General features: G+C 75.2%; 23 protein-coding genes, 3 tRNA genes and 1 pseudogene. 14 read left to right on the forward strand and 13 right to left on the reverse strand.

The genetic code is table 11. The features are described from left to right. Positions 1 to 19 precede the first annotated feature (19 nt). Positions 20 to 478: a GatB/YqeY domain-containing protein gene (locus tag KK617_RS10260; RefSeq protein ID WP_277499895.1), complete on the forward strand. Its 459-nt coding sequence runs from the start codon at positions 20 to 22 to the stop codon at positions 476 to 478. A 177-nt stretch (positions 479 to 655) separates the two neighbouring features. Continuing rightward, entirely contained in the window at positions 656 to 841 is a 186-nt protein-coding gene (locus KK617_RS10265) for a DUF3073 domain-containing protein (protein ID WP_277499896.1), read from the forward strand. Positions 842 to 919: 78 nt separating this feature from the next. Here KK617_RS10265 and KK617_RS10270 read toward each other — a convergent pair whose 3' ends face one another. Together KK617_RS10270 and KK617_RS10275 are read right to left on the reverse strand one after the other, a co-directional pair. After that, entirely contained in the window at positions 920 to 2,026 is a 1,107-nt protein-coding gene (locus KK617_RS10270; RefSeq protein ID WP_277499897.1) for a Glu/Leu/Phe/Val dehydrogenase dimerization domain-containing protein, read from the reverse strand. Positions 2,027 to 2,153: 127 nt separating this feature from the next. Next, entirely contained in the window at positions 2,154 to 4,634 is a 2,481-nt protein-coding gene (locus KK617_RS10275; RefSeq protein ID WP_277499898.1) for a hypothetical protein, read from the reverse strand. A gap of 103 nt (positions 4,635 to 4,737) precedes the next feature. Between KK617_RS10275 and KK617_RS10280 the strand changes: the two genes are divergently transcribed. From KK617_RS10280 to KK617_RS10290, 3 genes are all read left to right on the forward strand, one after another. Next, complete coding sequence (locus KK617_RS10280; RefSeq protein WP_277499899.1) at positions 4,738 to 5,436, forward strand: dihydrofolate reductase family protein; 699 nt, start codon at positions 4,738 to 4,740, stop codon at positions 5,434 to 5,436. A gap of 45 nt (positions 5,437 to 5,481) precedes the next feature. Then, on the forward strand, positions 5,482 to 6,321 hold the full coding sequence (locus KK617_RS10285; protein ID WP_277499900.1) for a prephenate dehydratase: 840 nt from the start codon (positions 5,482 to 5,484) through the stop codon (positions 6,319 to 6,321). Positions 6,322 to 6,392: 71 nt separating this feature from the next. Then, positions 6,393 to 8,006, forward strand: a complete 1,614-nt coding sequence (locus tag KK617_RS10290; protein WP_277499901.1) for a DASS family sodium-coupled anion symporter — start codon at positions 6,393 to 6,395, stop codon at positions 8,004 to 8,006. A gap of 628 nt (positions 8,007 to 8,634) precedes the next feature. On the opposite strand, the gene KK617_RS10295 is transcribed toward KK617_RS10290, so the two are convergent. Next, entirely contained in the window at positions 8,635 to 9,102 is a 468-nt protein-coding gene (locus KK617_RS10295; protein ID WP_277499902.1) for an MOSC domain-containing protein, read from the reverse strand. Positions 9,103 to 9,159: 57 nt separating this feature from the next. Between KK617_RS10295 and KK617_RS10300 the strand changes: the two genes are divergently transcribed. Continuing rightward, positions 9,160 to 9,897 (forward strand): DUF4184 family protein, encoded by a 738-nt coding sequence (locus KK617_RS10300; protein ID WP_277499903.1) that lies wholly within the window; start codon positions 9,160 to 9,162, stop codon positions 9,895 to 9,897. A 34-nt stretch (positions 9,898 to 9,931) separates the two neighbouring features. Here KK617_RS10300 and KK617_RS10305 read toward each other — a convergent pair whose 3' ends face one another. The 4 genes from KK617_RS10305 to KK617_RS10320 form a co-directional block, all read right to left on the reverse strand. Then, a complete protein-coding gene (locus KK617_RS10305; RefSeq protein WP_277499904.1) occupies positions 9,932 to 10,771 on the reverse strand; it encodes a DNA-formamidopyrimidine glycosylase family protein in 840 nt (279 codons plus the stop codon). Further along, positions 10,772 to 11,275 carry a DUF664 domain-containing protein gene (locus KK617_RS10310; RefSeq protein WP_277499905.1) on the reverse strand — a complete coding sequence of 168 codons (504 nt, stop codon included), beginning with the start codon at positions 11,273 to 11,275 and terminating at the stop codon, positions 10,772 to 10,774. A gap of 1 nt (position 11,276) precedes the next feature. Beyond that, a complete protein-coding gene (locus KK617_RS10315) occupies positions 11,277 to 12,212 on the reverse strand; it encodes an NADP-dependent oxidoreductase (protein WP_277499906.1) in 936 nt (311 codons plus the stop codon). A gap of 95 nt (positions 12,213 to 12,307) precedes the next feature. Then, positions 12,308 to 15,388, reverse strand: a complete 3,081-nt coding sequence (locus KK617_RS10320) for an efflux RND transporter permease subunit (RefSeq protein ID WP_277499907.1) — start codon at positions 15,386 to 15,388, stop codon at positions 12,308 to 12,310. A gap of 97 nt (positions 15,389 to 15,485) precedes the next feature. Here KK617_RS10320 and KK617_RS10325 point away from each other — a divergent pair, with 97 nt between their 5' ends. Together KK617_RS10325 and KK617_RS10330 are read left to right on the forward strand one after the other, a co-directional pair. Further along, positions 15,486 to 15,956, forward strand: coding sequence for a MarR family transcriptional regulator (locus KK617_RS10325; protein ID WP_277499909.1), 471 nt, complete (start codon positions 15,486 to 15,488; stop codon positions 15,954 to 15,956). Positions 15,957 to 15,992: 36 nt separating this feature from the next. After that, positions 15,993 to 16,757, forward strand: a complete 765-nt coding sequence (locus KK617_RS10330) for a hypothetical protein (RefSeq protein WP_277499910.1) — start codon at positions 15,993 to 15,995, stop codon at positions 16,755 to 16,757. A gap of 32 nt (positions 16,758 to 16,789) precedes the next feature. Here the strand turns inward: KK617_RS10330 and KK617_RS10335 are convergent, their stop codons facing one another. Continuing rightward, positions 16,790 to 17,386, reverse strand: a complete 597-nt coding sequence (locus tag KK617_RS10335) for an HTH domain-containing protein (RefSeq protein WP_277499911.1) — start codon at positions 17,384 to 17,386, stop codon at positions 16,790 to 16,792. A gap of 68 nt (positions 17,387 to 17,454) precedes the next feature. Continuing rightward, a complete protein-coding gene (locus tag KK617_RS10340; RefSeq protein WP_277499912.1) occupies positions 17,455 to 18,369 on the reverse strand; it encodes an alpha/beta hydrolase in 915 nt (304 codons plus the stop codon). Between the two features lie 225 nt (positions 18,370 to 18,594). Between KK617_RS10340 and KK617_RS10345 the strand changes: the two genes are divergently transcribed. Next, the gene (locus tag KK617_RS10345; RefSeq protein WP_277499913.1) at positions 18,595 to 19,326 is read left to right on the forward strand and encodes an NUDIX domain-containing protein; all 732 of its coding nucleotides are present in this window, start codon (positions 18,595 to 18,597) and stop codon (positions 19,324 to 19,326) included. Between the two features lie 56 nt (positions 19,327 to 19,382). Here KK617_RS10345 and KK617_RS10350 read toward each other — a convergent pair whose 3' ends face one another. Next, on the reverse strand, positions 19,383 to 20,153 hold the full coding sequence (locus KK617_RS10350) for a DeoR/GlpR family DNA-binding transcription regulator (protein WP_277499914.1): 771 nt from the start codon (positions 20,151 to 20,153) through the stop codon (positions 19,383 to 19,385). A gap of 114 nt (positions 20,154 to 20,267) precedes the next feature. After that, a tRNA-Phe gene (locus KK617_RS10355) sits at positions 20,268 to 20,341 on the reverse strand. Positions 20,342 to 20,466: 125 nt separating this feature from the next. Here KK617_RS10355 and KK617_RS10360 point away from each other — a divergent pair. The 3 genes from KK617_RS10360 to KK617_RS10370 all read left to right on the forward strand — a co-directional run bounded on the left by KK617_RS10360 (position 20,467) and on the right by KK617_RS10370 (position 21,118). Continuing rightward, positions 20,467 to 20,539 (forward strand) — tRNA-Glu (locus tag KK617_RS10360). 79 nt (positions 20,540 to 20,618) lie between these two features. Then, positions 20,619 to 20,692: transfer RNA gene (locus tag KK617_RS10365), tRNA-Asp, on the forward strand. A gap of 72 nt (positions 20,693 to 20,764) precedes the next feature. Next, the gene (locus KK617_RS10370; protein WP_277499915.1) at positions 20,765 to 21,118 is read left to right on the forward strand and encodes a metallopeptidase family protein; all 354 of its coding nucleotides are present in this window, start codon (positions 20,765 to 20,767) and stop codon (positions 21,116 to 21,118) included. A gap of 12 nt (positions 21,119 to 21,130) precedes the next feature. Here KK617_RS10370 and KK617_RS10375 read toward each other — a convergent pair whose 3' ends face one another. Further along, the gene (locus KK617_RS10375) at positions 21,131 to 22,075 is read right to left on the reverse strand and encodes an ATP-binding protein (RefSeq protein ID WP_277499916.1); all 945 of its coding nucleotides are present in this window, start codon (positions 22,073 to 22,075) and stop codon (positions 21,131 to 21,133) included. Positions 22,076 to 22,294: 219 nt separating this feature from the next. On the opposite strand from KK617_RS10375, the gene KK617_RS10380 reads away from it, so the two are divergent. After that, positions 22,295 to 23,758 (forward strand): NAD(P)/FAD-dependent oxidoreductase, encoded by a 1,464-nt coding sequence (locus KK617_RS10380; RefSeq protein WP_277499917.1) that lies wholly within the window; start codon positions 22,295 to 22,297, stop codon positions 23,756 to 23,758. Continuing rightward, positions 23,755 to 25,044 carry a YibE/F family protein gene (locus KK617_RS10385; protein ID WP_277499918.1) on the forward strand — a complete coding sequence of 430 codons (1,290 nt, stop codon included), beginning with the start codon at positions 23,755 to 23,757 and terminating at the stop codon, positions 25,042 to 25,044. Before KK617_RS10380 ends, KK617_RS10385 begins: the two co-directional genes overlap by 4 nt. Before the next feature lie 24 nt (positions 25,045 to 25,068). Here the strand turns inward: KK617_RS10385 and KK617_RS10390 are convergent. Further along, positions 25,069 to 25,707 (reverse strand): annotated as a pseudogene (locus KK617_RS10390) (hypothetical protein); the annotation flags it as partial.

Consider the following 25,707-nt stretch of genomic DNA (forward strand, 5'->3'; position numbering starts at 1 on the left):
AGGCTGCCACAATGGCCCCATGAGTGCCCTGAAGGACCGTCTCCGCGCCGACCTGACGACCGCCATGAAGGAGCGGGACGCCCTGCGCTCCTCGACCCTGCGCATGGTGCTGGCCGCGGTCACCACCGCCGAGGTCTCGGGCAAGGAGGCCCGCGAGCTGAGCGACGCCGAGGTGCTCGCCGTGCTCGGCAAGGAGGCCAAGAAGCGCCGGGAGGCCGCGACGGCCTTCGCCGAGGGCGGTCGCGCCGAGAGCGCGGAGAAGGAGCAGGCCGAGGCGGCCGTCATCGCCGACTACCTCCCGGCCCAGCTCGATGAGGCGCAGATCACGGAGATCGTCCGCGCCGCCGTCGAGCAGCTCGGGGTCGCCGGCGAGGGCATGAAGGCCATGGGCAAGGTGATGGGCGTCGTCCAGCCGCAGGTCAAGGACCGTGCGGACGGCGGGGCCGTCGCCGCCGAGGTGCGCCGCCAGCTGGCGTGACCCCACGCCCGGGCGTGTCGCGGCGTCGTGGCCGGGGCCCGATTTCGCGGTGGGCGTACGGCGAATCTGCGTCGGGAAGTGCGGGAACGACCAGCGAACAGGTAGCGTTGCGCCCACGACACAGACAGTCAGTCCGGGTGCCCCAGAGCCCCGGCCAAGCGCGAGGGGGTCGACCCTATGGGGCGCGGCCGAGCAAAGGCCAAGCAGGCGAAGGTCGCACGCGACCTGAAGTACCGCACGCACGACACCGATCTCGGTGCTCTGGCGCGGGAGCTGCATGGCGACAGCGGCGATGACGACTCCACGGAGTCGTTCGATGAGTACGACAAGTGGGCCGACTACCCCGGCCCCCAGCGTGACTGACCTCCGCTGAGCGGATCGGCACCCCCGAAGGCGAGAGCCTCGGGGGTGCCGGTGCGAAGGGGCCTCTCGGCCCTCCGCTCAGCTGCCCAGCCAGACCCCTCGCAGTCGACCCACGTCCTGCATCCGCTTCTCGGCCAGCCGGTCGGCGGCGGTCGCGGGCGTGACGCCGTCCCGGTCGGCGAGCTCCAGCACCGCCCGGGTCGTGTCGAAGATCCCCGCCGCGCGCTGCTGCGCGCGCCCGAAGACGAACCCGTCGAGCTCGTCCGCGACCTGGATGAGGCCGCCCGCGTTCACGCAGTAGTCGGGCGCGTAGAGGATGCCGGCGTCCGCGACCCGCTCCGCCGAGCCCGCGTGCGGCAGCTGGTTGTTCGCCGCACCGCACACGATGCGGGCCTTCAGCACGCCGATCGTCTCGTCGTCGAGGGCGCCGCCGAGCGCGCACGGCGCGTAGACGTCGAGGTCCTCCCGCACGAGGTCCGCGGTCGTCGCGACCGCCCGCACACCGGGGTACGCCGCGAGCACGCCCTCGACCGCGGGTCCGTGCACGTCGGTGACGACGACCTGGGCGCCGTCCTCGGCCAGCAGGCCCGTCAGGTGCCGCCCGACCTTGCCGACGCCGGCGATGCCGACGGTGCGTCCGGCGAGCGTCGCCTCGCCCCACAGTCGCTCGGCCGCGGCGCGCATGCCCTGGAACACGCCGTACGCCGTCAGCACGGAGCTGTCGCCGGCGCCGCCGTTCGCGACCGTGCGGCCGGTGACGTAGCGGCACTCGCGCGCGACGAGGTCCATGTCGGCCGAGTAGGTGCCGACGTCGCACGCGGTCAGGTAGCGACCGCTGAGCGACTGCACGAACCGGCCGTAGGCGCGCAGCAGCGCCTCGGACTTGTCCCGCCGCGGGTCGCCGATGATGACGGCCTTGCCGCCGCCGAGGTCGAGCCCGGCCAGCGCGGCCTTGTACGACATCCCCCGCGACAGGTCGAGCACGTCGCGCAGCGCGGCGCCGGTCGAGGCGTAGGGGTGGAAGCGCGTGCCGCCGAGACCCGGGCCGAGCGCGGTGGAGTGGATCGCGATGATCGCGCGCAGGCCGGAGGCCGGGTCGTTGGCGACGACGACCTGCTCGTGGCCGGCGGCCAGCTCGAAGAGGTCGGACCCGACGGCGTCGGGGGGAGTGGCGGGGCTGGTCATGGCTCTCCTGTGCTCGGGCGCCGCGGGGGTGGGCGGCGCGGTGGGCGCGCCCGCAGGGGTGGCGCGGGCGACGCCCACCACCCTAGGACCGGGGCGGCCCGGCGTCAGGAGGTGGCCGGGGTCACGCTCAGCGCAGGCGCGCGACGTACTGGTGACCGCGGCGCAGCGACCGCAGCCGGCTCTCCCAGGTCACGCCCACCGTGACGAGCGCGGCGCCCGCGAGGAGCATGACGAGGTACGGCGGCACCAGCGCGGCGTACGGTGCGAGCGCGCGCAGGAGCAGCAGGCTCCCGGTCACGGCGCCGGCGAGGAGCGGGGCGCTCCAGCGCAGCCCGGCCCCGCCGAGCACGAGTCCGAGGCAGGCGACGGCGAGCAGCAGGCCGCGCAGGGACGCGGGCTCGGCGAGCGCGGCGAGCAGGCTGGGCGTCAGGGCGAGCAGCAGGCCGCCGAGGAGGGTGGGCGTCGTGCGGAGGCGCGGCTCGCGCAGCAGGGCGAGGACGCCGACGGCGAGGAGCACGAGGGCGGCGGGGAGCGTGTAGGCCTCGGGGGTGGTGACCCCCGTGTCGGCCAGGCGCACCCAGGAGGCGAGCACGAGCAGACCGCCCCCGACCCAGGCGAGCGGACGTCGGTCGGCGCGCAGCAGCGCGGCCAGGCCGGCGCCGACCCCCAGCACGGTGAGGTCGACGGCCAGCCACGTGCCCGCCGCGGGCAGGGTCGCCGCGGCGCCGGCGAGCACCACCGCGGTCGTGGCGGCGCCGACTTCGACGGCCACCCGACCGACGAGCGCGAGCAGCAGGGCGAGGAGCAGGGTCGCCACCGCGACCCCGGGCTGCGGGTCGGCCCCCCGCAGGTCGCCGAGCACGAGCACGGTGCCGGCGACGGCGGGCGCGAGGGCGAGGCCCGCAGCCGCGGCCACGGCCTCCGCCGTCGGCAGCAGCAGCGCGGCGACGCAGGCGACGACGGCCAGGACGAGCGTCGCCAGCAGCAGCGACGGCGCGGGGGTCGCGGCGATCGCCGCCAGGCTGGTCAGGGCAGCGGCGAGCGCCCACCACGGGGTGGACCGGCCTGCGCCGAACGCCGCCCGGGCGAGCGCCGCGGCGCCGGGCACGAGCAGCACGAGGACCACGGCGAGGAGCGGGACGGGGTACGACGCGACGACCACCGCGGCGAGCAGCGTCGCGCCCAGGACGATGCCGGGCACCACGCCGGACACCACGCCGGGCAGGCCGAGGGGCGGGGTGAGGGGCACGTCCCCGCGGTCCCCACGTGCCGCGGGGACGTGCCGTCCGAGGACCGCGACGAGCGCCGCGGCGAGGGCGAGGGCGGCGACGGCCACGACCCACGGCCGGTCCAGCAGGCCCGCGACCGGGTCGAGGCGCGCGAGGGCCGCGCTCGGGCGCGGCACGGTGAGCACCGCCCCGGCGGCCCGGCCGGCGACGTCCGTCAGCACCACCAGGGGGACGAGCGCGCTGACCGCGCCGGGGCCGAGGAGGGCGACCCGCCACGCGGGCGGGACGACCGCCGCCGCGGCGGCCGCGACGAGCAGTGCGAGGCTCCACCCCACGAGGGCCGCATCGGGCCCGACCGCGTGCAGGCCGACGACGACCGCGACCGTGAGCGTGGCCCCCGCGGCGCCCGCGCACACCGCGCGGGCGAGGTGGGGCAGCGCGAGCAGGGTGGGCGGCAGGACGGCGGGGGCGGCGGCCAGCGCGGTGGCGACGAGGAGGGGCACGACGTCGCCCTCCGACCACAGCGTGTCGAGGTGCAGGACCGCCCGCGCCGTACCGATGACGGCCAGCAGCGCCCACGTGGCGGCGCCGGCCCCGGCGGCGAGGACGCACAGGAGCCGCGCGGGGCGGACCGCGCCGTACGCCGCGAGGACGAGGAAGCCCGCCGTGCCGCAGGCCAGGCCGGTCTCGAGAGGCAGCGTGGACGCGGCGCCGAGCGTCGCCAGGCACCCGCCGAGGACGGTGCCGAGCTGGGCCGCGGTCAGGAGGCCCGGGGCGCCGCGCCTCGCCTCGGTGAGGCCGAGCCCGGCGGCCACCACCGCGCCGCCCATGAGCAGCAGGAGGGCGCTGTCGCCGAGGTCGCCCCACCAGCCGGCGGCGTCGGCGCCGCCGACGACCAGCAGCACGAGGCCGAGCGTCACGCAGGTGAAGGACTCGGCGCCGGCCCGCAGCCCGCGACGGGCCAGCGCGACGGTGCCGGCCGCCGCGCCGACGGTCATCATCCCCACCAGCGCGGTCCGGCCCCCGACGCCGAGCAGGGCCCAGGCGATCGCCAGGAAGACCAGCGCGCCGACGAGCAGGCAGGCTGCGCCGAGCCCGAGCAGCAGGCCGGGCACGCCGCTCTCCAGGATGCCCGTGGTGGGCGGCACGGGCGGCGCCACCCGCACCGGCACCGGCACCGGCACCGGGGCGGGTGCGGGTGCGGGTGGGGCGACGCTGGCGCGGAGCCGCCCGAGCAGGTCGTCGGCCTCGCGCAGCGTGCTGAACAGCTGGCGGGCCAGGTCGCCGCGCAGCGGGAGGCCGCAGCGGGAGCAGCCGGGGCTCCCCGCGACGTACGGCGCACGGCAGTCGGGGCAACGGGTGGGGTCGGCGAAGCGCATGGTCACCATCCAGCCAGCCGGGCTCCGCGCGCGGCAGGCCGCCGGGACTCAGGTGCGTCTGAGTACGCGCACCTGCATCGGGCGGTCGCCTAGGGTGGCCCGCGTGCGTGTACTCCTCGACCGCCGCAACCCCTCCGCCGCCGGCACGGACGACCTGGGTGACGACCAGCTGCCCGCGCTGTACGGCGTACCGGCGGGAGGTCCGTGGCTGCGCGTCAACATGGTGAGCACGCTCGACGGGGCCGCGACGGGCGACTCCGAGCGATCCGACTCCATCCACGACGCCGCCGACCAGCGCGTGTTCCGGGTGCTGCGGGAGCTGGCCGACGTCATCGTGGTCGGCGCGGGCACGGCGGAGGCCGAGGGCTACTCGCCCGCCGAGCGGCCGATCGTGCTCGTGAGCCGCCGCGGCCAGGTGCCCGCGGGCCTGCGCGGGGCCGAGCCCGGCCGGGTCATCCTCGCGACCTGCGCGGCGGCCGACGGCCTGGCCGAGGCGCGGGAAGCGCTGGGCGAGGACAACGTGCTCGTGCTGGGCTCGCACAGCGTCGACCTCGTCGCGCTGCGGGAGCAGCTCGTCGAGCAGGGCTTCGTGCACCTGCTCGCCGAGGGCGGTCCGCACCTGCTGCGCGACCTGCTCGCGAGCCGGGTCGCCGACGAGCTGTGCGCCACGTTCGTGCCGCGGATCGTCGCCGGCGAGCGTCCCCGCATCACGGCCGGCCCCCCGGTCGACGCGGCGCTCGACCTGCAGCTGCTCCTGGAGGCGGACAGCACGCTGCTGGGCCGCTGGACCGTCCGCCGCTGACACGGCGTCGCCGGCGCCCGCGTGCCGGTGCGAGGATGACCGACCGTGACTGTCCGACGGATCGCGTACCAGGGTGAGCCCGGCGCCAACTCCCACATCGTGTGCCAGCGGCACTACCCCGACCTGGAGTCGGTGCCCTGCGCCTCGTTCGAGGAGGTCTTCGCGGTCGTCGAGCGCGGGGACGCCGACCTGGCGCTCATCCCCATCGACAACACGCTCGCGGGGCGCGTCGCCGACATCCACCACTTCCTGCCGACGACGAGCCTGCACATCGTCGCCGAGCACTTCCTGCGCATCCAGTTCCACCTGATGGCGGTGCCGGGGGCGACGGTGGGCACGATCCGCACCGTCCACAGCCACGTGCACGCGCTGGGGCAGTGCCGCCGCATCATCGCGGAGCACGGGTGGACCAAGATCATCTCCGGCGACACCGCGGGCGCCGCGCGCGAGGTCGCGGAGTCGGGCGACCCCACGCAGGCCGCGCTCGCGCCGCCGCTGGCCGCCGACATCTACGGCCTCGAGGTGCTCGCCACCGACGTCGAGGACGAGGACCACAACACGACCCGCTTCGTGGTGCTCTCCCCGTCGTACGACGAGGCGCCCGCGGACGGCGGGCCGGTCGTGACCACCTTCGTGTTCAACGTGCGCAACCTCCCGGCCGCGCTCTACAAGGCCCTCGGCGGGTTCGCCACGAACGGCGTCAACATGACGAAGCTCGAGTCCTACATGGTCGGCGGGGAGTTCACCGCGACCCAGTTCCTCGCCGAGGTCGACGGCCACCCGGCGGAGCCCGGCCTGGCCCGGGCGCTCGAGGAGCTGTCGTTCTTCACGACCGACGTGAAGGTGCTGGGCGTCTACCCGGCCGACCCGTTCCGGGCGGGCTGAGCGGCGTACCGGGGGCTGTCGGTGCGACGGGCTAGTGTGACGCGCAGCACACGCCACCGACGGGAGCTCGCATGACGGCCACCCAGGACGGCCATCCCGGCCGGCGCACCGACGTCGACAAGGCCTTCCTCGACACCGCGACCTACCGCAGCCTCGGCGAGCAGCACCTCTCGCCGCGCGAGGAGCGTTTCGAGAAGGGCCGGCGCACGGTCGGCCTCGTGCTGGCGCCGCTGCTCGGCGTCGTCTTCTGGCTGCTCCCGACGGGGCTCGACGGCGACCAGCACCTGCTCGCGGCGATCCTTCTCGGCGTCATCGTGCTGTGGGTGACCGAGCCGGTCCCGATCCCCATCGGCGGTTTCCTCGGGATCGCCGCCATCGTCGTGCTGGGCGTGGCGCCGGCGGAGGAGGCACTCGCCCCGTTCGGGTCGTCGACGGTCTTCACCTTCATCGGCGCGTTCATCCTGGCCCAGGCGATGCTCAAGCACGGGGTGGCGCGGCGCTTCGCGATCTTCGTGCTCAGCCTGCCCGGCGTCGGGCGCTCGACCTTCCGCGTCGTCATCGCCTTCGGCGCCATCACGGCGCTGCTCTCGGCCTTCGTCTCCAACACCGCGACTGTCGCGATGCTGCTGCCGACCGCGATCGGCATCCTCACCGTCATCGCGAAGCTGATGCAGGACCGCGGCGAGGTCGCGGCCGACTTCGACCCCCTGCGCCTGCGGGTGGGGGCGGCGCTGATGCTGATGCTGGCGTACGGCGCGAGCGTCGGCGGCCTGCTCACCCCGGTCGGCTCCCCGCCGAACCTCATCGGCCGTGGCCTCATCGAGGAGGCGACGGGGGAGCGCATCTCGTTCCTCGACTGGATGATCATGGCCGCGCCGATCTGCGGCCTCATGTTCCTCGCCCTCGCCGTCGTCGTGCTGCTGCTCAACCGGCCCGAGACCCGCCGCCTCGAGGGCGTCGAGGAGTACGTCGCGGCCGAGCGCGCGCAGCTGGGCCGCTTCTCGGTCGCGGAGCGCAACACCCTCGTCGCGTTCGCGGTGACGGTCACGCTCTGGATCACGCCGGGCATCGTGGCGCTGGTCGCGGGAACCGACTCCAGCGCCTACACGAGCGTCAGCGGCCGGCTCGACGAGGGCGTCGTGGCCATCCTCGGGGCCTCGCTGCTCTTCCTGCTGCCCACCCGGTGGGCGGACCGCGAGTTCACGCTGCGCTGGAGCGACGCCGCGAGGATCGACTGGGGCACGGTCGTGCTCTTCGGCACCGGCATCATCTTCGGCAGCCTGCTCGAGTCCTCCGGCCTCGCCGAGACGCTCGGCAACGGGGCGTCGGACCGCCTCGGCCTGGCCAGCACGTTCTGGATCACGGCGTTCGCGGTGGTGCTCGCCATCGTCGTCTCGGAGACGACGAGCAACACGGCGTCGGCCGCGGTGGTCGTGCCGATCGTCATCCCCATCGCGGTGGCGGCCGGGATCAACCCGTTCGTGCCCGCGCTGGCCGCGACGTTCGCGGCCTCGTTCGGCTTCATGCTGCCGGTCTCGACGCCGCAGAACGCGGTGGTCTACGGCTCGGGGACCGTGCCGATCACGCGGATGATCCGCACGGGGATCTCCTTCGACGTGCTCGGCGCCGTGCTCATCGTCCTCGTGCTGCCGCTCATGGTGGGCGCGCTCGGGCTCGGGGGCTGAGCGCGCCCCACGATGGCTGCCACGGCGAGCGCCACCGCCAGGGTCAGCACCGCCAGCAGGGTGACGCTGCCGACGAACGCGGTGGTACGCCGGGGGTCGAGCGCGTCGTACACGGCCAGGTCGCCCGCGACGTACCAGGTCAGGTAGGCCGCCGGCGGCAGCAGCCACGACGGGGCGTGCCAGCGGCGGGGGGCCGGCGAACGCGCCACCAGCAGGTGGTCGAGCGTCACGAGCGCGGGGGTGAGCACGTGCTCGAAGAGCGAGTACGGGTCGGTGAGGTTGTCGTTCTGCATCGGCAGGTAGGCGAGGGCGACGAGCAGCACGGCGGTGGTGAGGGCGCCGCGGAGCCAGCCGCTGCGGGGCTCGGCGCGGCCGGTGACGTGGGGGAGGGCGGCGAGGGCGAGGTACGTCGCGCCGACGGCCAGGCTGACGAGCTGGCTCAGCGCCGTCCACCACACGTCGTGCTGCAGCGCGGCGAGCAGCACGCCGGTGAGCGCGGAGCCCGCGACGGTGAGCCGCCAGGCGGTGAGGGGGAGCAGGGGCACCCCACGACCATGCCACGTTCACGTTGCGTCCATGTTGCGTTCACCTGAACCGTGCGACGGGCGGGCTCGCCGCGGGGGCGGGGTCAGAACAGCTGGTCGTCGCGCGGCGGGTCGAGGTCGCAGACGTCGCCGATGCGCACCGTGCCGGAGTCCAGCAGCCGGCAGACCACGCCGCCGCGGCGACGCAGGGCCACGGCGCCGCCGGGGCCGAGCTCGTCCTCCATGATCCGGCAGGGCGCGGCGACGCGGAGCACCTCGAGGTCCAGCCCCGCCAGCCGCAGGCGCGCGCCGGGGGTGGTCGGCAGCGGACCGCGGTCGAGGGTGATGTTGCGGCGCGTGCGGTCGGGGGTGACCGGGCGCCCCAGTCGTCCCGTGGCCACCGCCAGGTCCTCGGCGGTCTGCACCGTGACGTGGCGCGAGCGGGCGCCGAAGAAGCGGTCGCCCACGATGCCCCGCCCACCGACCAGCTCGAGCGCGTCCACCGCCCGCATCGGGGTGCGGTGGGCGGGGGCGAGGTGGAGCGCGACGACGGTCGCCGTGGGCGACGGCACCGGCCGATCCTAGCCAGCGGGCGGGTGCGGGCTCTCAAGCCACCTACCCTCGGCCCCGTGCCCATCACCGTCGCCCACCCGGCCGTCGTGCTGCCGCTGCGGGCCCTCGGCCTGCCACTGACGCCGCTCGTGGTGGGCGCGACGATCCCCGACCTGGGGCTGTACGTCGGGGCCCGCGAGGTCTACGCGTTCGCGCACTCGCCGCTCGGGCTGGTGACGTGGGCCCCGGTGGTCACCGTCGTGGTGGTCGCCCTGTGGTTCGGGGTCGTGCGCGACGCCCTGGTGGGCCTGGCGCCCGTCGCTGTGCGGGCCCGCCTCGACCTGCACGTGCGCCTCGGGCCACGCGGCTGGGCCTGGGTGCCGCTCGGTGGGGTCGTCGGCGCGCTGAGCCACGTGGCGTGGGACTCGTTCACCCACCCGGGCCGGTGGGGGTGGGAGAACGTCGCCTGGCTCGCCGAGCAGCACGGCCCGCTGCCGGGCGGGAAGTGGCTGCAGTACGGCTCGGGCGTGGGCGGCATGCTCGTCGTCGCGGTGGCGGCGGTGCTGTGGCTCGCCCGGCGGCCGGCGCGCCCCGACGTCCCGTCCCGGGCGACCCGGCTGCCGCTGCTCGAGGTCGCGGTGGCCGCAGCCACCCTGGTGGCGGTGGGCACCGCCGTACGACGGGTGCCCGAGGGCCTGCACGCGGTGGCCTTCGACGGGGTGGTGACCGGGTGCGTGGCGCTCGTGGTCGCCCTGGGCGTGGCGACGGCGGGGTGGCACGCGGCGCGGGTGCGCGGCGTACCCGACCGGGGCTAGCGCCCGGCCGACCCGGCCGGCCCGGTCACGCCGCTCAGACCTGCTCCTGCGGGCACCACCAGGTGGTGCGCCCGCCGACCGTCGCCCGGGTCATCGCCGCGCGGCAGCGCGGGCAGTGCGCGCCCGCCCGCCGGTGGCCGATCACCTCGCCCGTGTGGACGCCCCCGCGCTCGATGGCGGCGCGGGTGCAGCGGCGCAGCACCCGGCGCAGGTGGTCGAGCTGGTCGTCGTCGAGCTCGCCCGCGGGGCGCAGCGGACTGAGGTGGGCCTGCCACAGGGTCTCGTCGGCGAGCAGGTTGCCGATGCCCGCGACCGTCGCCTGGTCGAGCAGCCGCGCCTTGAGCGGCAGCGTGCCGCGCCCGACCCGGGCGCGGAACGCCTCCCGCCCGACCTCGGCGGCGTCCGGGCCCAGCCCGGTCAGGTCGGGGTCGAGGCGCACCCGGCCGAGGCGGCGGGGGTCGAGCAGGCGCAGGCTGCCGCCGTCGGCGAAGCGGAGGGTGAAGCGGTGCCACTCCTCCTTGCGCCGGTCGCCGGTGCGGCCCGCGTAGTCGCCGCCCTCCTGCTCCTCCCCGCCGCCGGCCTCGGGGCGGTCGCGCACGAGGATCCGCCCGCTCATGCCGAGGTGCAGCCCGAGCACGGGCCCCTCGGCCGCCGGGTCGCCGTCGCCCTCACGGGCCGACGTCGTGCACCACATCGACTTCCCGCGCCGGTGCGCGGCCACGAGCGTGCGGCCGAGCAGGGCCTCGCGGATCTCGCCGGGGGCGTGCGGCCGGCACTCCCACGTGTCGGTGTCGTCGACGTCGACGATCCGCCGGCCCAGGGCGCCGCGCTCGACGACCGCGCGGGCCGACTCGACCTCGGGCAGCTCCGGCACTCAGAGCCCCAGCAGCCCGCGGACGTACGCCGCCTGCCCCGCGTGCTGCGCGCCGTCGTCGACGACGCTGACGAGCCGCACGCCGAGGGTGACCGGCGGGTCCCAGCGCTCGTCGACCACGCGGTCCAGGGCGTCGGGCGTGACCGAGCGCAGGAAGTCGGCGCTCGCCTCGTGGGTGGCCCGCAGGTACGCCGTGAGGTCGGCCGCGCTCGCCCGCACCAGCCCGACCTGCTCGGTGCTGTGGCCGTAGCCCGTGTCGGCGTCGTCGAGCGGCAGGGCGAAGCGGGCGGCGTACCCCTGCTCGGTCCACACCTGCGGGGCGCCGGCGACCTCGGCGACGTGGTCGTCCTGCACGCGGGTCAGGTGCCACACGAGCCAGGCGATCGAGTTGGCGCCCGCCGCGGGGCGAGCCGCGAGCTGGTCGTCGTCGAGGCCCTCGACGGCGGCCGTGGCGTTCTCGAGCACGCGCCCGTAGGCGTCGAGCAGCAGGTCGGCGGGGGTCATCTCAGCCCTCCTGGGGGATCGTGACGGCGATCTTGCCGCGGGTGCGGCCCTGCTCGGAGGCGCGGTGCGCGTCGGCGATCTCCTCGAGCGGGTACGTCGCGGCGAGGTCCACGCGGAGCCGGCCGGCGTCCACGAGGGCCCGCAGCTCGTCGAGGTGGGCGCGCTCGGGGCGCACGAAGACGTAGTGGCCGCCGAGCCGCGCCACGGCCTCGTCGTCGACCACCGAGGCGACGCGGGAGGGGTCGCGCACCTGTCGGGGAGCGTCCTCCAGCGCCTCGCCGCCCACGAGGTCGAGCACCGCGTCGACGGGGGCCGACAGCTGCGCGCTGACGGGGCCGGCCGAGTGATCGACCACCTCGCTGACACCGAGGTCGCGCAGGAGGTCGTGGTTGTCCGGCCGGGCCGTGCCGACGACCTCGGCGCCCCGGGCCAGCGCGATCTGCACGGCGAACTGGCCGACGCCGCCGGCCGCCGCGTGCACCAGCAGACGCTCGCCGGGCTGCACGTCGAGCGCCTCGACCACCGTCTGCCAGGCCGTCAGGCCCGCGAGGGGGACCGCGGCGGCCTCGGTGAACGAGAGCCCGCCGGGCTTGAGCGCCACGGTCCGCTGCGGCGCGGCGACGAGCTGCGCGGCGGTGCCCTGGGCGACGTCGTCGCGGCGTACGTAGCCCCACACCTCGTCACCCGGCCGGAGCCCGGTGCCCACCGCGGGCCCCACCGCCTCGACCACGCCGGCGACGTCCCAGCCCGGGATGATGGGGAGGTGGTGCGGGAAGGCGCCCCGCAGGTAGCCCTCGCGCACCTTCCAGTCGACCGGGTTGACGCTCGTCGCGTGCGCCCGCACCAGCACGACGTCCGGCCCCACCGGCGGGTCGTCGACCTCCCGCACGCTGATGACGCCCGCGTCGCCGAACTCGTCGTACACCGCTGCTCGCACCCTCGGCCTCCTCGCTCCCGCCCCGGCTCTCGGGGCCACCACGCCATCGTGGCGCGGGGGGCAAGGGGCCGGGGGCGAGGAGGCCGGGGTCCGCCTCAGGCGGTGGCGGCGTCCTCGTGCCGGCCGTGCCGGCGCTCGCGCCGCAGCCGGCGCCGCTCGGCCCCGCGCTCCTTGCGGCGCTCGACCAGCAGGTAGAGCGCCGGCACGAGCAGGAGCGTGAGCAGCGTCGAGGAGAGCAGGCCGCCGATGACGACGATCGCCAACGGCTGCGAGATGAACGCGCTGCCGCCCGTGACGCCGAACGCCATCGGCGTCAGGGCCAGCACGGTCGCCAGCGCCGTCATCACGATGGGGCGCACACGCGTGCCGCCGCCCTCGCGCACGGCCTCGACGATGCCGGCCCCCGCCTCGCGGCGCTGGTTCACGAGGTCGATGAGCACGATCGCGTTCGTCACCACGATGCCGATGAGCATGAGCGCGCCGATGAGCGAGGGCACGCCGAGCGGGATGCCCGTGACGGCGAGCAGCAGCATCGCGCCGGTCGCGGCGAAGGGCACCGAGACGAGCAGGATGAGCGGCTGCACGAGCGAGCGGAACGTGCCGACCATGACGACGTACACGATGGCGATGGCGATGAGCAGGGCGAGGCCCAGCTGGGCGAACGCCTCCGCCTGGTCCTCCGAGACGCCGCCGAGGGAGACCTCGGTGCCCTCCGGCAGGTCGACGTCGTCGAGGACGGCCTGCACGTCGGCGGTGACCGAGCCCAGGTCGTCCGCCGCCGGCTCGGCGGTGATGGTCACGGTACGCTCGCCGTCGGCGCGGGTGATGGCCGTGGCGACCTGCTCCTCGCGGAGCTCGGCGACCTGGCCGAGCGTGGTGCCCTCGCCGACGGGGAGCTGCTCCAGCGCCTCGACCGACGTGGGCGCCTCGCCATGGGCGATGACGACGGGCAGCTGCTGGCCGTCGACGGAGACCTGGCCGACGGGGGGCTGCGCCAGGGCCGCCGCGAGCACCTGGCCGAGGACCGCCGAGGTCAGACCCGCGGCCTCCGCCTCGGGGCGCGCCTGCACCGACAGCACGGGCTGGGCCGGGGCGGCGTCGGAGGTGACCTGGCCGATGCCGTCGACGCCCTCGAGCTCGGCGGTGACGACCTCGGCGGCCTCCACCAGCCGCGACCGGTCGGTCGCCGTCACGACCACCTCGAGCGCGGAGGCGAACCCGGCGTCGCCGGCGGTGACGGTGATGTCGCCCTCCGCGTCGGCCAGCTCGTCGGTCAGGCGGTCCGCCACCGCCTCGGAGTCGCCCTCCTCGTCGAGGGTGATCGCGAACGACGCCGAACCCCCCGCCCCGAAGGCGGCCGCGGCGGGGTCGGCGGACCCGACGGCGGTCTGCACGCTCTCGACGTCGTCGGCGCCGACGAGCACCTCCTCGACCGTGCGCGCCGCCTCGTCGCGCCGGGCAAGGCTGGCCCCGGGCTCGAGGTCCTGGGTGACGGTGAGGGTGTTCTGCCCGCTGCTGCCGAGGAAGCTCGTGGCGATGAACGGGGTGAGGCCGAGCGTGGCGACCAGCACGACGACGGCGGCGCCGACGGTCGTCCACGGCCGGCGCACGACCCAGCGCACGGCCGGGTCGTAGGCGCGGCGCAGCCAGGTGCGCTGCTCCCGCGCCTCCGCCTCGGCCTGCACCGCGGCCACGTCGACCGGGCTCGTGGGGGCCTCGAGGAACCAGTAGGCCAGCACCGGGATGATCGTGAGCGCGACGAGCAGCGAGGCCGCCAGCGCCAGCGCCACCGTCACCGCGAAGGGCCGGAACAGCTCGCCCACCTGGCCGCCGACGACGCCGATGGGCAGGAAGACGGCCGCGGTGGCCAGCGTCGAGGACGTGATGGCCCCGCCGACCTCGCGCACCGCCGTGGTGATCGCGGTGACCTTGGGCTCGCCGTACGACAGGTGCCGCTTGATGTTCTCGATCACGACGATCGAGTCGTCGACGACGCGACCGATGGCGACCGTGAGGGCGCCCAGCGTCAGGATGTTGAGCGTGTAGTCGCCCAGGCGCAGCCCGATGAGCGTCACCAGCAGCGACAGCGGGATCGAGATCGCGGTGACGAGCGTCGAGCGCACCGAGAAGAGGAACACGAGGATCACGAGCACGGCGAAGAACAGGCCGAGCCCGCCCTCGGTGGTCAGGTCCTCCACCGACTTCTCGATGAAGGGCGCCTGGTCGAACGCGACGGTGAACTCCGTGCCGTCGCCGAGGTCCTCCTCCAGCTCCGGGATCAGGTCGGCCACGGCGTGCGAGATGTCCACGGTGTTGCCGTCGGGGGTCTTGGTGATCGCGACCGCGAGGCTGGGCTCGCCGTCGGTGCGCGAGTACGACGTCGCAGCCGCCTCGGTGACCTGCACCTGGGCGACGCTGCCGAGCGGCGCGGTGCCGCCCGCGGGCAGCGGGACGGGCACGGCCTGCAGCTCCTCGAGGGTCGCCGGGGTGGTGCCGACCTGGACGGACAGGGCCTGGTCGCCTGCCTCGAGGTTGCCCGCGGGCACGAGCGAGGCGTTGGTGCCGAGCGCCTCGGCCACCGACGCGCCGGTCACGCCCCGGGCGAGGCCCTCGGGGGCGATCGCGACCTCGACCCGGTCGGTCGGGGCGCCGGTGAGCTGCACCTGGCGCACGCCCTCCACGTCCTCCAGCTCGGGCAGCGCGAGCCGCTCGAGGCGCTCCGCGAGCGCGGCGGGCTCGGCGTCGGAGGTCACCGCGAGCTGCACCACCGGGAACTGGTCGAAGTCGCCGGCGAAGACGACGGGCTCGACCTCCTCGGGCAGCGTCTCCAGCCCGGTGACCGCGCTCTCGACCTGCTGCTGCGCCCGGTCGAGGTCGGTGCCGTACTCGAGGACCACCAGCACCAGCGAGGAGCCGCTGGACGACGTGGAGTCGAGCTCGTCGAGCCCGTCGACCCCTGTGAGGGCCTCCTCGACGGGGATCGTCGCCTCCTGCTCGACCGCCTCGGGCGACGCCCCGGCGTACGGCAGCACGACCCCGACGGCCGGGAACTGCAGGTTCGGGATCAGCTCCTGCTTGAGCGAGCCGGCGGAGACGACGCCGAAGAAGGCCACCATCACGGTGGCGAGCGCGACGAGCGCGCGGTTGCGCAGGGAGAAGGACGCGAGACGGCCCACGGAGGTCAGCTCCTGTGTCGGTGGTGGCGGTGGTGCGGGACCCCGCGAGGGGGCCGGGAGGAACGGTTAGCGTCAGGCTAACCGTATCCTCGGACGGGTGAGTGACCGTCAGGTGGACATCGATGCGGTCGAGGGCATCGCGCTGCGCCTCGAGGACCTCCTGACGGACGTCCAGGTCGACGCGGTCGTCGCGACCGAGCTGTCGATCCAGCAGCTCAAGGTGCTGATGCTCGCCGTGCACCGCAGCCCCGTGACGGCCCACGACGTGGCTGCGGCGCTGGGCGTGAGTGCGGCGACCGTCTCCGGACTCGTCGGCCGCCTCGTCGACCGCGGCCTGCTGCTGCAGGAGCGGGCGCCGCACGACCGCCGCGCCCGCCACCTCGTCGCCACCGAGGCGGGCCACGCCGCCCTCGAGCAGGTGGCGAGCACGGGCGTGGCCCACCGCCGCGAGCTGCTGCAGCGGCTCACCGACGAGGAGGTCGCCGCGCTGCGGGTCGGGATGGGTGGCCTCGAGCGGGCGCTGCGCGAGCTGGTCGCCCCGGGTACGCCGGAGCGGCGCGGCGACTAGGCCGCCGGTGCTCCGGGCTCGGGTACCGTCGACGCGATGAGCGAGCACCCCCGCGGTCCGCGCGGTCTCCGCGCCGTCCCCGCCACCCTCGTCCGGGGCCGCGAGCGGCTCACCGGCGCCTTCCAGCACCGCTACCCGATCGTGGCCGTCACCGGCATGACGGGGGTGGGCAAGAGCGAGCTGGTCGACCACCTGGCCGGCCGGCCCCGCAGCGACGAGCCGCCGGAGGCGGGCTCGGCGGTCATGGAGCGCCGGGTGCGCCGCGACCGCCGCCTGCGCGGCTTCCGGTTCCGCGTCGTGCCGGGCGAGAACGCCGCGACGCGCCTGGGTGCGCTCGACGAGGTCTTCCACGACGACCCGGTCGACGGCGTGCTCCACGTCGTCGCGAACGGCCACGCCACGGGTCGTCGTCGCCCCGCGGGCACGACCGGCGCGGTGCACGTCGACCGCGAGGAGCAGCTCGCCCGCGAGCTCGAGGACTGGACCGTCACCGCCCACCGCATCGCGTCGATGGCCGTGCGCCGGCCGCGGCCGACCTGGCTCGTCGTCGTGGTGACGAAGGTCGACCTGTTCCTCGACGACGTCGACGAGGTCGTGCGCTCCTACTCGCCCGGCAGCGGCACGCCCTTCGGCGACCGTCTCGACGAGCTGCGCGCGCTGGCCGGCGCGGCCAAGCTGTCGGTGGACGTGCTGCCCGCGTGCAGCCGGCTCGAGCCGGACAGCCCGCTGGAGCCGCGGCAGCGCGATGCCTACCTGGCCGCCCTCGAGGCGCGGATGGGGCAGCTCGCCGGGCACGTCTGAGGCGCGTCCCCGCGCCCGCGGGGTGCGGGGCCTCAGGAGCGGCGCGTCCCGGGGGCGAGCAGCGCCCGCAGGGCGAGGGTCGACGCCGCCGCCGCGCCGTCGACGTCGAGCCCGAGGTCGTCGCGCAGGGTCGACCACGCGGGGTACGTCGCAGCGGCCAGCACCGCGGAGGTGCGCTCGGGCGCCCCGGCGAGCTCGGTCGGGAAGAGGCGCAGCACGTCGTCGCGCACCGCACCCACGAACCGGGCCCGCGAGGCCTGCAGCGCCGGGCTGAAGGGCTCGGCGAGCGCGGCCGTGCGGGCGAAGGGCGCGATGGCCTCGTTCTCGGCGGCGCGCTGGGCGGCGAAGCGATCGACCCGCGTCGCGAGGTCTGCATCGCCCGGCACCAGGACCCGTTCGTCGACGTAGCGGCGCCACAGCTCGCGGCTCGCCGCGTCGTACAGCGCCTCGAGGTCCGCGAAGTGCGTCCACACGGTGCGCACCGAGACGCCGGCGGCCTCGGCGACCTGTTGGCCGGTGACGCGTTGCCGGCCGGCGGCCACGAGGTCGAGGAAGGCGGCGACGAGCGCCGCGCGGTTGCGCTGCCCGCGCGCGACGCGCCCGTCCGTCCCGCGGTCGTCGTGCTCCACGTGCTCCCCCTCGGTCGCGTCGGTCCCGGCCCGTCCCGCGGTGCCGGGACCGACGCAGCCGGGTGGGCTCAGCTGATCCGGTAGTCCGAGACGTCGCCGAACGGCGAGACGCTCGGGCCCGGGGTCAGGAACTGCTCGTAGCGGGTGTCGTCGTCGACGTACCGCTTCAGCCACGCGATCGTGTAGGTCGCGATCGTGGTGTTCGCCGTGTTCGGCGCGAAGTGGCTGGCACCGGCGAGCTCGAGGTAGCCGCGCCGCTCCGCGCCCGTCAGCGAGCCGTAGAACGGGATGGCGTGGCTGGAGACCGGGGCGACCGTGTCGTCCTCGGCGCCGATCATGAGCGACGCCGCGTCGACCTCGGACCACGTCTTGTCGGTGTTCCAGGGGGTGAGGCCCACGGCGGCCTCGAGGGAGGGCCGGGTCACGGCCGCCTCGAGCGTGCCGCCGCCGCCCATGGAGTGGCCCACCACCGCCTGGCGGGTCGCGTCGACGCGCGACGCCGTGCGCGAGTCGGCGATGACGTGGTCGAGCGCGGCCAGCAGCTGGTCGCCGCGGGCGTCCGGCTGGTCGTAGCGGGAGTTCGTGTTGAAGGTGACGACGACGAACCCGAACGACGCGAGGCGCGGGCCGAGCCAGGCGATGGTCGACTCCGACGCGGTGTAGCCGGGCGAGATGGCCACGACGCCGAAGCGTCCCTCGCTCGTGGTGGTCGGGTAGGTGACCGTGCCGGAGCCGAAGCCGCGGCTCGCCAGGTCCGAGACCGAGTACGACGACGTGGCGTAGGGCCCGCGGGTGGCGCGCAGCGCGGCCAGCGTCGGGTCCGGGCCGTGCTGGTAGGGGCTGGCCGCCGCCGCGGCGGTCGCGGCGGTGACGGGCGTGCCGGCCGGTGCGGCGGTCGCGGGGCCGGTGGTGGCGGTGCCGAGGGCGAGGCCGGCGACGAGCGCAGGCGCGGCGAGACGACGCAGGAGGGGGTGCTGTGACATGGGTGGTGCTCCCGAGGTGGAGGGGCGTCGCGGCGGCACCCGAGTGGCGCGTGGCGAGGTGGTGCCCGTGTTCCTGCACTCATGGTGCAACTAGTTCGCCGGTTCGGCAAGGGGTGCGCGCGCTGCGTCCTCGCCGCTCGGGGAACCGTCGTCGCGCGGCGGGCTTCTGCCCGTTGTGTCCGAATTATCGCGACTCCTGCATGTTTCGGTCGTAGGGTGCGCGTCATGGAGACGACCACGACCGACGCACACCTCACCTCCCCCTCCGGCGGCACCGCCGCGGGCCGCGGCACGCCGGGACTCGACGTACCGGACGCGCGGGGGCGCACGGGCCTCGACCGGGTGGGCCGGGACCTGCGGGGCAACGACGACGTCGTGGTGCGCGACGTCGAGCTGCTCGCCGCGGGCTGGCACGTGCTGCGCCGCACGACGTTCGACTACCGCGACTCCCGCGGGCGGTGGAGCGTGCAGCAGCGCGAGACCTACGACCGCGGCAACGGCGCGACGATCCTGCTCCACGACCGGGTACGGCGCACCGTGCTGCTGACGCGCCGGTTCCGGTTCCCGGTCTACGTCAACGGCCACCCCGACGGGCGGCTCGTCGAGACCGCGGCGGGTCTCCTCGACGAGGACGACCCGGTCACCGCCGTCCGGCGCGAGGTGGCCGAGGAGCTGGGCGTCGTCGTCGGCGAGGTGGAGCACGTCATGGACCTCTGGATGAGTCCCGGCTCGGTCACGGAGCGCGTGCACTTCTACGCGGCCCCGTACGGCCCGCAGGACCGCACCGGCGCGGGCGGGGGGCTGGCGGAGGAGGGCGAGGACATCGAGGTGCTGGAGCTCGACGTCGACGACGCGCTGCGTCGGGTGGCCGACGGTCGGATCAGCGACGCCAAGACGGTGGTGCTGCTGCAGTGGGCCGCGCTGTCGGGTCCGTTCCGCACGGACCCCCGCGCCTGAGGTCGGACGAGGACCGGACGTGGACCCGGGGGCGGGCCGGGGTCGGGTCCGGGGCGTCAGGCGGTGGGGTCGGCCGCGTCGAGCAGGGGCACACCGAGCGCGGTCAGGTCGGCCACGGCGGCGGCGCCAGGGGGTGCGTCGATGACGATGCCCGCGACACGGTCCAGCGGCAGCACCGTGTACGGCGACGCCGCGCCCACCTTCTCGACGCTGGCCAGCACCCAGGTCTCGGCTGCGCGCTCCGCCAGGAGGCGCTTCATCGCCGCCTCGTCGGGGTCCCCGGTGGTGAGGCCGGCCCGGGCGTGCACGCCGGTGACGCCGAGGAGGAAGAGGTCGGCCGCGACGGTGGCGGCCGCCTCGGCGGCGGCGGCGCCGCTGGTGACGGCCGAGTGCTTGAAGAGTCGGCCGCCGAGCACGACGACGTCGACGGACGGGTGCTCGACCAGCGCGGCGGCCACGGTGACGCTGTGGGTGACGACGGTGGCCCGCAGGTCGGCCGGCAGGGCGCGCGCGACCTCGAGGGCCGTCGTACCCCCGTCGAGCAGGAGGGTGCAGCCCGGGCGGACGAGCCCGACGGCAGCCGCGGCCACGCGGCGCTTGCTGTCGGACGCCACCTGGGTGCGGGCGGCGTGGTCGCCGACGGCCGGCGAGACCGGCAGGGCGCCGCCGTACACCCGTTGGCACAGGCCGGCGGCGGCGAGCTCGCGGAGGTCGCGGCGGACCGAGTCCTCCCCGACGCCCAGCTCGGCGGCGACGTCCTTCGCGATGATGCGGCCGTCTCGCCGCAGGCGGGCGAGCAGCAGGTCGCGCCGCTCCGAGACCAGCATCGACCACTCCCTCCTGTCCGTCGCCCGAGCGGCCCACGCTAGCGCCACGACGTCGCGGACGGGTCCGGGAAGGGCGAGAGCCCCGCCGGCGGACCGGCGGGGCTCTCGTGCTCGTGGGCAGGGGCGGGGTCGAACCGCCGACCTATCACTTTTCAGGCGATCGCTCGTACCAACTGAGCTACCTGCCCGAGCGGCCAGAAGCATACCGCAGCCCGCGGGGGCGCACGAAACCGGTCAGCGGCCCGGCCCGGGGCCGGTGTCCTATGCTTGCCCGGTCGTCGGCACCCGGCTCGCCCGGTGCGCCGCGCGGCTGGCCCCCATCGTCTAGCGGCCCAGGACCCCGCCCTTTCACGGCGGTAGCGCCGGTTCGAATCCGGTTGGGGGTGCGGGCCGGACCTCGATTGGGAATCGGTCGAGCAGATGAGTTATGGTTCACCGGCTCCTGACGCAGGAGCCGCCACACCTGGCCCCGTAGCGCAGTTGGTTAGCGCGCCGCCCTGTCACGGCGGAGGCCGCGGGTTCGAGTCCCGTCGGGGTCGCAGATGATCGCCCCGGATCCCCGAGCGGATCCGGGGCGATCGCCATTTCCGCCCACCGGTGATGATGGTGCGGTGCCCGTCGACCTGGACCGTGAGGCGTTCGAGCGCATCGTCGACGCCGCGCTCGACTCCGTGCCCGACGAGCTGGCCCGCCTGGTGCACAACGTGGTGGTGCTCGTCGAGGACGAGCCGCCCGAGGACGAGCCCGACCTGCTGGGCCTGTACGACGGGGTCGCCCTCACCGAGCGCGGGTTCGACTACGGCGGCGTGCTGCCCGACCGCATCTTCGTGTTCCGCCGCCCGCTCCAGGAGATGTGCGACTCGCTGGAGGAGCTCGAGGACGAGGTGCACATGACCGTCGTGCACGAGATCGCCCACCACTTCGGCATCGACGACGCCGCCCTGCACGCCCTCGGCTACGGCTGAGCCGCGCGCTCCTCAGGAGGCGTGCGCGTCGCCCACCCGGTCGGCCGCCGAGGCCGTCCACGACCGGGGCTCCTCGCCCCGGCCCTGGCGCGCCACCTCCCGCAACAGCCACTGCTGGAAGGTCCGCTGCGCCGCGCTCCGCTCGAGCGACAGCAGGCGCTGCGCCCGGCAGAAGGCGTCCGCGAGGTCCAGCAGCTCGAGCATCTGCTCCGCGAGCCCGCTCGCGGGTTGCCCAACCGTGAGGTCGACGTCGGCCCGGTCGCGCCCGGCGGCCAGGCTCGCCTCGACGTCGGCGACCGCCGGGCCGTGGTCGATCTGGCGCTCGAAGGTGTCGAACAGGCGCGAGAGGTCCCGGGCCAGGGGGTAGGCGTCCTCGTGGGCCAGCGCGAGCAGCCGCACCTCGCGGCGCAGGTCGCTGTAGTGGCGGCGGAAGTCGCGGTACGCCGACGCGGGCAGCCCGCGGAGGTGCACGACGTACTGGTCGGTGGCGTCGGGGGCCGACGGCGCCGCGGTCACGTCGTACACCTCGCCGGACAGGTCCCCGTCGAGGCGCGGCTCGGCGACGGGCTCGAACCAGACGACCTTGCCCTCGGGCGTGATGTCGGCGCCCCAGGCGGCCGAGTTCATCGCGACCATGCCGAGGCCGCGGCCGACGGTGAGGAGGAGGTCCAGCTCGTCCTCGACGTCCGCCTCCGCCATCGGGGTGAACACGGGCGGCCGGTGGGAGCCGTCGAACACCTCGAAGCGCGGGTGCTCGCGGGTGCCGCGCACCCGCAGCGAGATCGGGGGCTCGGCGTGGAGCACCGCGTTGGTCACCAGCTCGGAGACGCACAGCTCGGCCGGCTCGACGAGGTCGTCGCGACCCATCTCACGGCAGGCGGCAGCGACCCACCGTCGGGCGTGCTGGACGCTGGACGGTCCGGGGTCGAGACGGACGGCGTCGCGGCTCTGGGGCATGACGGGCAACCTCGAGTGCGGGTCGCGTCAGACCGAGACCGACGCGGGGTACGGGGACATCTGGCGCCTGTTTCCCCGGGTGGTTGTGTCTGAAACCACCTCTGGTGATGTGCTTCCGGACGCCGGCCGGACAAGAATGGGGGATGCGCGCCGGGATCTGGGGTAACCGGCGTCGTACGGGATACCACGAGGGTGAAGTCGACGAGAAGGGCGAGGCCGATGAGCGCAGCACGGACCAGCGGGAACCGTCACGAGGTGGTCGTCATCGGCTCCGGCTTCGGGGGTCTGTTCGGCACCAAGGCCCTGCGGAAGACCGACGTCGACGTGACGATGGTCGCGAAGACGACGCACCACCTCTTCCAGCCGCTGCTCTACCAGGTGGCGACCGGCATCCTCTCCCAGGGCGAGATCGCCCCGCCGACCCGCGAGATCCTCGCGAAGCAGCACAACGCGACGGTCCTGCTGGGCGAGGTCTCCTCGGTCGACCTCGAGGCGCGCACCGTGACCTCCCACGTGCTGGGCCGCGAGACCGTGACGCCGTACGACTCCCTCATCGTGGCCGCCGGCGCGAGCCAGAGCTACTTCGGCAACGACCACTTCGCCGAGTTCGCCCCGGGCATGAAGAGCATCGACGACGCCCTCGAGCTGCGAGGCCGCATCTTCGGCGCCTTCGAGATGGCCGAGCTCGCCGCCGGCCGTGGTGAGCCCGTGGAGCACCTGCTGACCTTCGTGGTCGTCGGTGCCGGCCCGACCGGCGTGGAGATGGCCGGTCAGATCGCCGAGCTGGCCCACCGCACGCTGCGCCGCGACTTCCGCCACATCAACACCGAGCGCGCCCGCGTCCTGCTCGTCGACGCGGCGCCGCAGGTGCTGCCGCCCTTCGGTGCCCGGCTGGGCCAGAAGGCCAAGGAGGGCCTGGAGAAGCTGGGCGTCGAGGTCATGCTCGGCGCGATGGTCACCGTCGTCGACGAGCGCGGCCTCGAGGTCAAGTTCAAGGACGGCAGCACCCAGCGCATCGAGTCGATGGCGAAGATCTGGGCCGCCGGCGTGCAGGCGAACCCCATCGGCAAGCAGCTGGCCGAGCAGAGCGGCGCCCCGCTCGACCGCGCCGGCCGCATCGGCGTCAACCCCGACCTGACGCTCCCGGGCTACCCCGAGGTCTTCGTGGTCGGCGACATGATCAGCCTCAACAACCTCCCGGGCGTCGCCCAGGTCGCGATCCAGGGCGCGCGCTACGCCGCCCGCGAGATCGAGGGCCGGCTGAAGGGCAAGGAGCCCCAGAAGCCGTTCAAGTACTTCGACAAGGGCTCGATGGCGATCATCAGCCGCTTCCGGGCCGTGGCGATGGTGGGCAAGTTCCGGTTCACCGGCATCCTCGCGTGGCTCTCCTGGCTCGCCGTGCACCTCGTCTACATCACGGGCTTCAAGAACCGGGTCAGCGCGCTCATGCACTGGGCCATCTCGTTCCTGGGCCGCGACCGTTCCGAGCGCACCGTGACCGAGCAGCAGATCTTCGCCCGTACGGCGCTCGCCCGGCTCGAGGGCGGGGTGAAGGACCTCGTGTCGCGCCCCGGTGAGTACGAGGCGGAGCTCGAGGCCCGCCGCATGGAGCTCGAGGACCAGGCGGCGGAGGAGAGCAGGCTCACCGACGCCGGTGAGCGCGGCGTGCGCGTCGGCGGGTGAGCCGACGCCGGGGCGGTGACCGCGTCCGTGTCCGCGAGGTCCCGCACGGGCACGGTCACGGTCACGTCGACGCGCCCACCAGCCGGATCGCGCGCGTCGTGCTGCTCGGCTTCCTCGCCGTCGTGGCGCTGGGGTCGGTGGCCGGTCTCGTCGCGCTGTGGCCCTCCGGTGACAGCGCCGTCGAGGACGTGCAGTACGCCGCGGAGGGCGTGACGTTCCCCGACGCCGAGGTGCTGGCCGTCCGCGAGGCGTGCCCGGTCATCGCCGTCGGTCCGGGCCTGGAGACGCCGGAGGGCGCCGAGGAGTTCCCCGAGGGCTGCAACGAGATCGACGTCCGCCTGACCTCGGGCCCCGAGGAGGGGGACGAGGCCACGGTGCAGACCGAGCCGTCCGTCGTGCGCTCCGGGCTCCGCGCGGGCGACGACGTCGTGCTCCTGCGCATCCCGCCGGCCGACGAGGCGGCTCCGGTCGTCTACGGCTTCTCCCACACCCACCGCGAGGCGCCCCTGCTCGGCATGACGGTGCTGTTCGTGGTCGTCGTCGCGGTCGTGGCGCGCCTGCGCGGTCTGCTGGCGCTGCTCGGGCTGGTCTTCGCCGCGGCCGTCATGTGGTGGTTCGTCATCCCCGGCCTGCTGGCGGGGGAGTCGGGCGTGGCGGTCGCCGTCGTCGGGTCGACCGTCATCATGTTCGTGGTGCTCTACCTCGCCCACGGCCCGTCGATCCGCACCTCCACGGCGCTGGCCGGCACCTTCCTCGGCATCGCGGTCACGGCCCTGCTCGGCATGTGGGCCGTCGACGCCGCCCGGCTCTCCGGGATGAGCGGGGAGGGCAGCGAGATGCTGCAGCTCTACGCCGACGGCCTCGACTACAAGGCCCTGCTGTCGGCGGGCATCGTCATCGCCGGCCTGGGCGTGCTCAACGACGTCACCATCACCCAGTCCTCGGCGGTGTGGGAGCTGCGGGCCGCGGCCCCCGACCTCACCCGGCGCGAGCTGTTCAGCCGCGGCATGCGGATCGGCCGCGACCACATCGCCTCGACGATCTACACCATCGTCTTCGCGTACGCCGGCACCGCCCTCGGCGTGCTGCTCCTGCTGTCGCTCTACGACCGCCAGGCCTCGCACGTGCTCTCCGACGACATGCTGAGCGAGGAGGTCGTGCGCACCCTGGCCTCCGCCATCGGGCTCGTCGCCAGCGTCCCCATCACCACGGCGGTGGCGGCGCTGACGGTGAGCGGGGCCCGGGCGCGCTCCGCCGTACCGGAGCACGAGGACGCACGGGCCTGAGCGGCCCGCGGCAGCGACGCGTCGTCAGACGTCGCGGCGGTAGCGGCGCACGGCGGCCATGAACGCCGTCGGGTCGACCATGCGGCGGTCGACCGCGACCGGCCCGAGGCTGCGCCGGTGGACCACGAACTGCCAGGTGCGGTCCCGCGGGTGCCCCTGCTCCTCGACGTCGAGCTGCAGGTTGGTCAGGTCGAAGGTCGAGCGCTGGGCGCCGCGGTGGATCTCCAGCACGCCGCGGTCGATGGCGACGCGCGACGGGGCGGAGCCCGCCCGCACGCCCCACACCACGAGGGTGAGGGCGGCCGCGACACCCGCGAGCGCGATGTCGGGGGTGGCCCGGGTGTCGTAGGCGACCCAGCCGAGCCCGGCCGTCACCAGCAGCCCGGCGAGGATGAGCAGCGAGGCCGTCAGCTGCCCCGTGCGCGACGACGTGAACTCGACCCGCGCGGGCGGCAGCGCCTCCGGCGTACCGGCGGCCCGGCTGCGCGCGCCGATCGGGGTGCTAGGGGCGGGGTCGGGTACGGCGGCAGGCGCGGCGGCCGCGTCGGCGGCGGGCTCGCTGGTGGGCGTCGCGGTGGGCGTCGTGGTGGGCGTGTGGGCGGGCGTGCGGGCGGCCGCTGCCTCCCGCGCCTGCTGCTCCTCGAGCCGCCGGGCGGCGGCGAG

The sequence above is a fragment of the Nocardioides sp. ChNu-99 genome (assembly GCF_029493445.1).
Taxonomy (GTDB): Bacteria; Actinomycetota; Actinomycetes; order Propionibacteriales; family Nocardioidaceae; genus Nocardioides.

Coding starts and splice junctions, on each gene's coding strand:
- KK617_RS10260 (WP_277499895.1), top strand. CDS start 20: ATGAGTGCCCTGAAGGACCGTCTCCGCGCCGACCTGACGACCGCCATG.
- KK617_RS10265 (WP_277499896.1), top strand. CDS start 656: ATGGGGCGCGGCCGAGCAAAGGCCAAGCAGGCGAAGGTCGCACGCGAC.
- KK617_RS10270 (WP_277499897.1), bottom strand. CDS start 2,026: ATGACCAGCCCCGCCACTCCCCCCGACGCCGTCGGGTCCGACCTCTTC.
- KK617_RS10275 (WP_277499898.1), bottom strand. CDS start 4,634: ATGCGCTTCGCCGACCCCACCCGTTGCCCCGACTGCCGTGCGCCGTAC.
- KK617_RS10290 (WP_277499901.1), top strand. CDS start 6,393: ATGACGGCCACCCAGGACGGCCATCCCGGCCGGCGCACCGACGTCGAC.
- KK617_RS10310 (WP_277499905.1), bottom strand. CDS start 11,275: ATGACCCCCGCCGACCTGCTGCTCGACGCCTACGGGCGCGTGCTCGAG.
- KK617_RS10330 (WP_277499910.1), top strand. CDS start 15,993: ATGAGCGAGCACCCCCGCGGTCCGCGCGGTCTCCGCGCCGTCCCCGCC.
- KK617_RS10340 (WP_277499912.1), bottom strand. CDS start 18,369: ATGTCACAGCACCCCCTCCTGCGTCGTCTCGCCGCGCCTGCGCTCGTC.
- KK617_RS10345 (WP_277499913.1), top strand. CDS start 18,595: ATGGAGACGACCACGACCGACGCACACCTCACCTCCCCCTCCGGCGGC.
- KK617_RS10350 (WP_277499914.1), bottom strand. CDS start 20,153: ATGCTGGTCTCGGAGCGGCGCGACCTGCTGCTCGCCCGCCTGCGGCGA.
- KK617_RS10375 (WP_277499916.1), bottom strand. CDS start 22,075: ATGCCCCAGAGCCGCGACGCCGTCCGTCTCGACCCCGGACCGTCCAGC.
- KK617_RS10380 (WP_277499917.1), top strand. CDS start 22,295: ATGAGCGCAGCACGGACCAGCGGGAACCGTCACGAGGTGGTCGTCATC.